We start from the raw sequence: 9,036 nt of genomic DNA, 5'->3' as shown, positions 1-9,036 counted from the left end.
TTTTTAGAGTCTTGAAATTTAAATAAAAAATGCTCATACAATTTTTAGGTAGGGTAAAAAACCACATGTGCCAGCATTGAGAGAATATAGCTTCATCATGGGTTTACCTAATCAGGTAAAATAACTATTTTCCCTGTACCTTAATTGCATACTTTTTAAAATTCGTATATAGTTAAGATTGTCCTAAAAAATTGCTGTCAAGGGTTTCTGTAGAATGGATTAAATATCATTGGTTAGAGATTCAAATCTGATTTGCATATCTGGGTAATGCAGGATGCTGTATCCAGTATCTGTTCTGCGGCCTTCTGGATTCCGGCGGGCCGCTGCCGTCCGGATTCCCCGGGTTCCGCTGGGCCGTGCTGAGGTATGCTCATCCTGAGTTCCCCTGGAGCAGGCTTCGGCCGTGGGGAAACCCCCTCCCCGCCGGCGAACGATTAAAGCACAGCCGTGCGATGGGCTTCCACATCATGACCGTCAAATCCAAGCGCGGGAGGCGCCGCTACATCGCGTTCAGGGTCTCCCCCGGCCTCGCGATGCCGGAATTATCCCAGAGGATGCCGAGGCAGTTCCGCGTCATCCAATGTGCAGGGGGCATGGCGATAGTCAGGTGCTCGCCGGAGACGGCCGATGGATGCGCGGCGGCGGTCAGACGCGCGGATCCATCCTCCGAAGCCGTCCGCACATCGGGCACCCTGCGCACGCTCCGCTCCAGGTACCGCGTGCTGAGGGAGAACGCTCCCCCGAGGCCGTCCCGCAAGGCCCCGCCTAAACCGCCCGGCCCCCGCTGACGGCGGTGACGCGCCTTCTTATAGAAGCGCGTTCATACGAGGCCCACAGAGGATAACCATGCAACCAGGACAAATGGCATATGATCGGGGGATCACCGTCTTCTCCCCTGACGGAAGGCTGTTCCAGGTGGAGTACGCCCGCGAGGCCGTCAAGAAGGGAGCGACGACTATCGGCATCAAGTTCAAGGGCGGCGTGCTCCTGGCGGTGGACAAACGTGTCTCCTCCAAACTAGTGGAGCCCGATTCCATCGAGAAGATCTACAACATCGACGATTACATCGGCTGCGCGACCTCCGGCCTGGTCGCGGATGCCAGGATCCTCGTCGACCAGGCGAGGAAAGAGGCCCAGATCCACCGCGTGAACTACGGTGAGAACATCGGCGTGGAGATGCTGACCAAAAAGGTCTGCGATTATGAGCAGAACTTCACCCAGTACGGAGGGGCCAGGCCCTTCGGCACCGCCCTGCTAGTGGCGGGGACCGACGACCTGGGGATCCACCTGTTCGAGACCGACCCGTCCGGCGCCCTCGTGGCCTACAAAGCGAGCTGCATCGGGAGCGGGCGCGCAGTGGCTATGGAGGTCTTCGAGAAATCGTACCGCGACGGGATGCCCTACAAGGAAGCCCTGGCACTGGCCCTCGAAGCCCTGTCTGCGGCCATCGAGGAGGACCTAAAGCCGGAATCCGTGGAGATCGGCGTCGTCGAGGAAGGCTCCAAGTTCAGGCGCCTCAGCGATGATGAGAAGGCCGAGGCCATCAAAGGCATCGGAAAGAAGGAAGCCGGCTCCGCGGACGGCGCCGAGGGCGAGGATAAACCGAAGAAATCCCCGAGAGCGAGGAAGAGCGTCAAGAAGACCGAAGAGTGAGACCGATGGTCGACCTCGATGATGCGATTGTCGCCAGGCTCGAGAGCCATGGAGAGAGGTTCGAAGTGCTCCTCGACCCCAAGGCCATGGACCTGATAAAACAGGGCAAAGACGTGGACCTCGCGGACTATCTGGCCGTTGAGGACGTCTTCAAGGATGCCCGCAAAGGCACCAGGCCCGCGGAATCCGCCATGAAGGAGGTCTTCGGCGACTGCGCCGGCGACCCCATAGCCGTCGCGAAGCACATCATCGAGAAGGGAGAGGTCCAGATGACGGCCGAGCAGCGCAGGGAACTGCTCGACGCCAAGAGGAAGCGCGTCATAGCGTACATCTCGGCCAACGCCATAAACCCGCAGACCAAGCTCCCCCATCCCCCGCTGAGGATCCAGTTGGCTCTCGAGGAGGGTAAGTACCATGTCGATGCCAAGAGGCCGTTCGACAAGGAGGTCGAGGAGGCCATGAAGGTCCTCCGTCCCCTCCTTCCCATCCGTTTCGAGAAGAGCAGGGTCGCGATCAAGCTCAGGGGAGAGGACTACGGCCGCTGCATCGAGGAGATCTCGAAGTTCGGCCTGGTCGACAGGGAGGAATGGACGCCCGACGGCTCGTGGATAGGGATGCTCGAGATCCCCGCGGGCCTCATCACCGACCTCACCAACAACCTGAGAACCGCACCCACGGGAAGGCCCAGATAAAACTGGTGTCGTCGTGAGCGGCGGCCTGCATCATTACGGAGAGATAACATATGGCTTTTGAGAGAAGGGGCCCCGGGCCCGAGAGAGAGGGCCGCAGCGGTTCCCGCGACGGCAGAGGCCCGAGAAGGCCCAGGGAGATCGTCGTACCGGGAGACGTCCTCGGCCCGTCCGACAGATACGCCCCGGGAGACAATGCGTATGAGGCGGACGGATCCGTCCGCGCCTGCATAACCGGCTGAAGAACTACGCCGGGGACACCGTAGGGGTCATCCCCATGGGCGGCTGCTACATGCCGGTGGCCGGGGACACCGTCATCGGCATCATAAACGACGTCGGTCCGTCCAACTGGATGGTCGATATCCGCTCGCCTTATCCGGCGCCGCTCCACGTGAGCGAGGTCCCCTGGAAGGTCGAGTTCGGGGACACCTCCCGGTTCCTGACCGTCGGGGACGTCGTCCTCCTGAAGATCCTGATGGTCGACGAGGCCAAGAAGGTCTCCGTTACGATGAAGGACTCCGGCCTCAGGAAGATCGAGGGCGGCATACTCACCGAGATCGACCATAACAAGATCTCCCGTGTCATCGGCAAGGCGGGATCGATGATCCAGATGCTGAAGAACATGACCGACTGCCGCATATTCGTAGGGCAGAACGGCAGGATATGGATCGACGGGGACGGCATGAACGCAGAGGCCGCCGAGGCGGCCATCAAGATGATCGAGGCCGAGTCGAGATCGGCCGACCTGACCGAGAGGGTCCAGAGGTTCCTGTCGGAGAAGGTGCCCCAGTCCGGGGACGCAGAGGAGGGATCTGAATGAGCGGACACACAGACATGGTGCTGGTCAACGACGACGGCATCAGGATTGACGGAAGGAAATGCGACGAGAAGAGGCCGATCAAGATCGAGGCGGGCGTCCTGAAGAACGCAGACGGCTCATGCTACCTCGAGATCGGGAAGAATAAGGTCCTGTGCGCGGTGTACGGGCCCAGGGAATGCAGGCCGAAGCACATGCAGGACCCCACCAAGGCCGTCATCCAGGTGAGGTACAACATGCAGGCGTACTCCGTGAGCGACAGGAAGAGGCCCGGAACGGACAGGAGATCCGTCGAGATCTCCAAGCTCATATCTGAGGCCCTGAGCTCCGTCGTCATGACCGAGCTCTACCCGCGCGCTTCCATCGACGTGTATATCGAGATCCTCCAGGCGAACGCCGGGACCAGGTGCGCCGGGCTCTCGGCGGCCTCGGTCGCGCTCGCTGACGCCGGCATCCCCATGAGGGACCTGGTCCCTGCGATAGCCTGCGGCAAGGCGGACGGGCACGTCGTCCTCGACCTCAACAAAGAAGAGGACAACTATGGGCAGGCCGATGTCCCGCTGGCCATCATACCCAGCACCGACGAGATCGTCCTGCTGCAGATGGACGGGAACATGACCCGCGAAGAGCTCGACAGGGGACTCGACATGGCGTTCGGCGCCGCCCACGAGCTCAATGAGATCCAGAGAGACGCCCTCAAGCGCAGGTACACGGAGAAAGCATCCAAGGAGGCCTCCGAATGAGCAACTACATCGTATCACAGATCAAGAGGGACCACCTCATGAACCTGCTCGCCGAGGGCAGGAGGGAGGACGGCAGGCAGCTCGACGAGGTCAGGAAGATCTCCGTCGAGACCGGCATCATCGCCTCGGCCGAGGGCTCGGCCAAGGTCAGCCTCGGCGGCACGACTGTCATCGCCGGCGTGAAGGTCATCCCCGGAGCCCCTTACATGGATGCCCCCGGCGACGGCGTGATCACCACCGGCGCCGAGCTCATCCCGATGGCCCACGAGTCGTTCGAGCCCGGACCTCCCTCGGAGGACGCCATCGAGCTGGCCCGCGTGGTGGACCGCGGCATCCGCGAGTCCGGGATGATCGACGTCAAGCAGCTGTGCATCAAGAAGGGTGAGGAGATCTGGATGATCTTTATCGACATATACGCCCTCGACTTCGACGGCAACCTGTTCGACGCCTGCAACCTGGCAGCGGTCATGGCCCTCAAGACCGCGACCGTCCCCTGGAAGCAGTACGGGAAGAGCAGGACGGACGATGACGGCAATGTGACCGAGATGGAGGACTGCCCCCTGCCGGTCACGTGCACGCCCATCTCCGTCACCGAATGCAAAATAGGCAATGATTTAATAGTAGACCCTAATTTCGACGAGGAAGCCATTTCTTCAGCCCGTCTAACCGTCACGACCGACGATAACGGCAACTTCAGGGCCATGCAGAAAGGCGGAAAGGGATCGATCACCCGCGGTGACCTCTCGCTCTGCCTCGACAGGGCCGTCGAGATTGGCAGACAGATCAGAAAGATCATCGGGTGATTAGAATGTCCAAGAGAACCGAGAAAGCAGGAACCTCCGGAAGGTTCGGAGCGAGGTACGGAGTCGTCGTGCGCAACAGGGTCAAGACGATCGAGGCCCACCAGAAGCCAAGCATGAGTGCCCCGAGTGCCACCACATGTCCGTCACCAGGGTCGCCTCCGGCATCTGGCAGTGCAGGCACTGCGGCAACAAGTTCGCGGCCGCAGCCTACAGCCCTAAGACCAAGAAGACCACCGACGCCCTCGTCGCCGCTAAGGCTGCGAAGGCCGCCGAGGCGAAAGCGGTCCCCTCCGCGGAGCCCGCTGCAGCGGCCGAGTGAATCTGACCGGCGGTCGAAATGTACAGATGCGCCAAGTGCAACGAGCCCATCAGGAACATGACCGCGATCGGGCTCCAGTGCGACAAGTGCGGCTCCAGGATCTTCATCAAGGAGAGACCCAACTCCAAGAAGACCCTGAAATCCGACTGATATGCCGGAAGCGGTCCTGAAGATATCGGGCGCCGGCGCGGCCGTTTCGGCCGCGGCGCTCGCCCCGGAGGTCCACAGGGACCTCTCCAGGACGCATGCCGAGATGAAGGAGGAGAACGGGGAGGCCGTCCTCTCCATCGAGGCATCCGATACGTCCGCCGTCCGCGCGGCGCTCAACTCGTTTCTCGAGTGCGTCGCAGTCACAGACAGCATCGCTAAACTGACCGAGGAATCAAAATGAACGGAATAAGCCCCCAGCTGCAGAATCAGATCACCCAGTTCCAGCAGGTGCAGCAGCAGCTCCAGACGGTTCTCGCCCAGAAGAGCCAGATGGAGGCTCAGCAGAAGGAGCTCCAGAGGACCGTAGAGGAACTGGAGAAATCCAAGGGCGACGTCTACCGCAATGTCGGCGTCCTCCTCATCAAAGTGGATGACAAAGAAGCCCTCAAAGCCGAGCTCGACGAGTCCCTCGAGACCGTCGGGATACGCATCCGCGGCCTCGAGAAGCAGGAGAAGGACCTCCGCGCCAAGTACGAGATGCTCCAGAGCAACATCAACAACGCCATGGGCGGTGCATCTGCCCGTTCCGCCTCCCGCGCCGCGGCCAAACGCTCCGACGACGACGAAGAGGACGAGTGAAACCCCTGCCGGGTGCGCATGAGCGTAACCCGGTATCCTTTTTATCCGATCTCCCGGATAACAGTGCATGACCGATGCTCTGGTCCTCCGGGACGTGCACAAGGCCTATGGAGACCGCGAAGCTGTCAAAGGTATAAGTTTCAGCGTCGGCGAAGGCGAGATATTCGGCCTTATAGGACCGAACGGCGCCGGCAAGACCACGACCCTCAGGATGATCTGCACCCTGCTTGGCATATCTTCCGGCACGATCAGCGTCTGCGGGCACGATGTCTCGACCGAGGGCGACGAGGTCCGCAGGATAATCAGTTATCTCCCCGAGGACTCCGGAGCCTACAAGGACCTGACCGGGAGGCAGTACATCCGCTTCATGGCGGGGTTCTTCGCCTCCGGCGCGGAATTGGACGGAATGGTCGCACGCGGCATCGAGACGGCCGGCCTCGGCCCCAGGATCGACTCGAAAGTGAGCACCTACAGCAAGGGCATGACCCGCAGGCTCCTGATAGCGAGGGCCATGATGCCGTCGCCGCGCCTGGCCGTGATGGACGAGATAACCTCGGGATTGGATGTCCTCAATGCCTATGATATCCGCGAATAGGTCAAGCGTATCGCGGAGAACGGGACGACCGTCCTGATCTCCAGCCACAACATGTTCGAGGTCGAGAGCCTGTGCCACAGGGTGGCGATGATAAACAAAGGCAGGATCATCGAACTGGGGACCCCCCGGGAGCTTATGGATAAGTATGGCGCGAAGAACCTCGAAGAGGTCTTCGTCAGGGCGGTGAGAGGATGAACCATCTCATCAACGTAACAAAGAAAGAGGTCCGGGAGATGCTCACGCCCGGGACGATCGCTTCGATGGTCCTCGTGGTCGTCATGTTCTGCGCCATCGGATCCGCGATAAGCGGCGAGACCGAGAGCTCCTCTTCAGCGCCCGACATCGGAGTGGCATACGCGGACAGCGATCCGAACTACAGCCTCAGCGATTTCAACAGCTGGGTCCAGGACCTAGAGGCAGGCAGCCCGGCGTTTTCCGGCCCTAAAGACGTGATGTCGCTGATCCTGATGTCCTATGTCTCCCTCTACGGCACGGACAGCGACCGGGCCATGTCATCGATACATTATCTGGATGAGGGGCCGGATAATGCCTCCGCATTGACCCAGGCTGTGTCGGACGGCGGTCTGAAGTTCGCGATATCGATAGACCCTGCCCTTACATCCAATGTGCAGCATATCATCGACAACTACGCATCGGAGACGGAGACGAAGCGCACCGACATAGGCGTGTATTTCGTCTACCGCGACGAAGGACTGTACGGCTCGGCCTCCAGTTCCACCGGCACCTCGATGGTGAGCCAGATGAATACCCTGCTCTCCGAGGTCATACTCCTGAAGACCGGGGCCAAGGATATGGAGGGGATCATCCAGCCGCTCAGCTGGGGCGGGAACAGCAATCATACCGAGATCAACGGCACCGTCTACGACGATGTCACGCCCTACAACATCTCCAGCGCGATGATGTCCCAGACGTTCATGGTCCCCATCGTCGTGATGATCGTCATCGTCATGGTCGGGAGCATTGTGATATCGTCCATGGGGAGCGAGAAGGAGAACAAGACCTTGGAGACCCTCCTGACCATGCCCATCAAGCGTACCACCATCGTCAGCGGGAAACTCCTGGCCGCGGCCGTCATGGGCCTGATCTACGGCCTTGTGTACATGATCGGGATGGTGTTCTACACTGACGGCGTAATGTACGGCGCCGATTCGGTGAACCTCGGCGATTACGGCCTGGCTATGGGAGCTTCCGACTGGGCGGTCCTGATGGCCGTCCTGTTCCTGTCGATCTTCAGCGCGCTGGCCATCTGCATGGTGCTCGGCGCCTTCACCAAGAACTACAAGATGGCGCAGACCATGACCATGCCCATCAGCGTGCTCGCCCTCATCCCCATGTTCGTATTCATGTTCATGAGCTGGGACAGCCTTCCTGCTGCAGCGCAGGCCCTGATCTTCGCCATCCCGTTCTCCCATCCCATGATGGTCATGAACAACCTCGTCTTCGGAAATATCGCCCTGGTGGCCGGAGGAATCGCTTACCTTATAGTGCTGGATGCGTTCCTGGTGTGGCTGACGGTGAAGATATACAATTCCGACATCCTCATCACCGGTCTCGACCGCAGCCAGACCAAGAGGTTGTTCGGGAAGCCGTCCGGAGACAATGAAGATGGAGACGAGCGAGGCGAGGAAGGCTCTTGAGGAAGGCGGGAAGAAGGTCATACTGGTACACGGCAACGCGGACTGCGATGCAGTTGGATCGGCATATGCCCTCTCCCGGACATTCTCCCCGGCCGACATCTATGCTCCGAACGGGTTGGACAGGGTCGCCCGCATGGTGGCGGACAAGATAGGGATACCGATCATCGAGGACTGCAGTCTGTCCGATTACGATACGGTCTGCATCGTCGACACCTCATCGCCCGAGCAGCTGCAGAAGGAGGGGCTCGCGCTTCCCGCGGACTGCATCGTCATCGACCACCATACCTCCAACGGCAGATGGAATGGCATGAGGACGTTCATAGACCCGGACCGTGCATCGTGCTGCGAGATCGTCCTCGACATAATCAAGGGATGCTCGGCGCCCATCGGCAGGGATGTGGGCCTGGCCCTCATAGCCGGGATGCTCACCGACACGGGGCATTTCCAATACTCGGACCCGGCAGAGCTCCGCGCGTTCGCCGACGTCATGGACACATGCTCCATACCGATGGACGAGGCCATGCTCCTGACCCGTGCCCCGATGAGCATGAGCGAGCGCACCGCGGCCATGAAGGCCGTCGGGAGATCCAAATTCGAGCGCGTAGGCGACATGATAGTGGCCGTATCCATGAGCAGCAGCTACGAGGCTGCCTGCTGCAAGGCCCTCATCGCCTCGGGCGCAGATGTTTCGTTCGTAGCGTCCCAGAGGGAGAATGAGTTCCGCGTGTCCGGAAGGGCGACTCAGGAGGCCGTGCGCAGGGGTGTGAAGCTCGACAGCATCATGGGAGACCTGTGCCAGGAGACCGAGACGGACGGCGGGGGGCACGGAGGAGCCGCCGGGATGACCGGCACCGGCGATGCAGAGGCCATGCTCAACATGTGCATGATGAAGACCATGGACATCTTCAGGGAGATCAAAACGAAGATGGGCGCCGAAGGCAGCGGGCCCTCTTCCTGAACCGTCCCGAGC

12 protein-coding genes and 2 pseudogenes are annotated in these 9,036 nt (G+C 60.5%); all 14 read left to right on the top strand.

The features are described from left to right. Positions 1-452 precede the first annotated feature (452 nt). Entirely contained in the window at positions 453-788 is a 336-nt protein-coding gene (locus AUQ37_RS03235) for a hypothetical protein (RefSeq protein WP_235584872.1), read from the top strand. Between the two features lie 58 nt (positions 789-846). Then, a complete protein-coding gene (psmA, locus tag AUQ37_RS03230; RefSeq protein WP_058747381.1) occupies positions 847-1,653 on the top strand; it encodes an archaeal proteasome endopeptidase complex subunit alpha in 807 nt (268 codons plus the stop codon). Between the two features lie 5 nt (positions 1,654-1,658). Beyond that, a complete protein-coding gene (locus AUQ37_RS03225) occupies positions 1,659-2,345 on the top strand; it encodes a ribosome assembly factor SBDS (protein WP_235584874.1) in 687 nt (228 codons plus the stop codon). 50 nt (positions 2,346-2,395) lie between these two features. Beyond that, positions 2,396-2,584: a hypothetical protein gene (locus AUQ37_RS10765; RefSeq protein WP_201013691.1), complete on the top strand. Its 189-nt coding sequence runs from the start codon at positions 2,396-2,398 to the stop codon at positions 2,582-2,584. Positions 2,585-2,619: 35 nt separating this feature from the next. Beyond that, positions 2,620-3,162 carry an exosome complex RNA-binding protein Rrp4 gene (rrp4, locus tag AUQ37_RS03220; RefSeq protein ID WP_201013690.1) on the top strand — a complete coding sequence of 181 codons (543 nt, stop codon included), beginning with the start codon at positions 2,620-2,622 and terminating at the stop codon, positions 3,160-3,162. After that, positions 3,159-3,902, top strand: a complete 744-nt coding sequence (gene rrp41 / locus AUQ37_RS03215) for an exosome complex exonuclease Rrp41 (RefSeq protein ID WP_058747380.1) — start codon at positions 3,159-3,161, stop codon at positions 3,900-3,902. The genes rrp4 and rrp41 overlap by 4 nt, the downstream gene beginning before the upstream one ends. Next, complete coding sequence (gene rrp42, locus AUQ37_RS03210; protein ID WP_058747379.1) at positions 3,899-4,705, top strand: exosome complex protein Rrp42; 807 nt, start codon at positions 3,899-3,901, stop codon at positions 4,703-4,705. Before rrp41 ends, rrp42 begins: the two co-directional genes overlap by 4 nt. Before the next feature lie 5 nt (positions 4,706-4,710). Next, positions 4,711-5,024 (top strand): annotated as a pseudogene (locus tag AUQ37_RS13470) (50S ribosomal protein L37ae). Positions 5,025-5,042: 18 nt separating this feature from the next. Next, positions 5,043-5,174, top strand: a complete 132-nt coding sequence (locus AUQ37_RS03200) for a DNA-directed RNA polymerase subunit P (RefSeq protein WP_058747378.1) — start codon at positions 5,043-5,045, stop codon at positions 5,172-5,174. A 1-nt stretch (position 5,175) separates the two neighbouring features. Next, positions 5,176-5,415 (top strand): KEOPS complex subunit Pcc1, encoded by a 240-nt coding sequence (locus AUQ37_RS03195; protein WP_058747377.1) that lies wholly within the window; start codon positions 5,176-5,178, stop codon positions 5,413-5,415. Then, a complete protein-coding gene (locus AUQ37_RS03190; RefSeq protein WP_058747376.1) occupies positions 5,412-5,813 on the top strand; it encodes a prefoldin subunit beta in 402 nt (133 codons plus the stop codon). The genes AUQ37_RS03195 and AUQ37_RS03190 overlap by 4 nt, the downstream gene beginning before the upstream one ends. Positions 5,814-5,880: 67 nt before the next feature. After that, a pseudogene (locus AUQ37_RS03185) lies at positions 5,881-6,603 on the top strand (ABC transporter ATP-binding protein). After that, positions 6,600-8,066 (top strand): ABC transporter permease, encoded by a 1,467-nt coding sequence (locus tag AUQ37_RS03180; RefSeq protein WP_058747375.1) that lies wholly within the window; start codon positions 6,600-6,602, stop codon positions 8,064-8,066. Before AUQ37_RS03185 ends, AUQ37_RS03180 begins: the two are co-directional and overlap by 4 nt. Continuing rightward, positions 8,029-9,024, top strand: coding sequence for a bifunctional oligoribonuclease/PAP phosphatase NrnA (locus AUQ37_RS03175; protein ID WP_235584868.1), 996 nt, complete (start codon positions 8,029-8,031; stop codon positions 9,022-9,024). The genes AUQ37_RS03180 and AUQ37_RS03175 overlap by 38 nt, the downstream gene beginning before the upstream one ends. Positions 9,025-9,036 lie beyond the last annotated feature (12 nt).

This window comes from Candidatus Methanomethylophilus sp. 1R26 (genome assembly GCF_001481295.1).
In the GTDB taxonomy this organism is placed as follows: domain Archaea; phylum Thermoplasmatota; class Thermoplasmata; order Methanomassiliicoccales; family Methanomethylophilaceae; genus Methanomethylophilus.
This window is presented reverse-complemented; position numbering and strand designations above follow the sequence as displayed.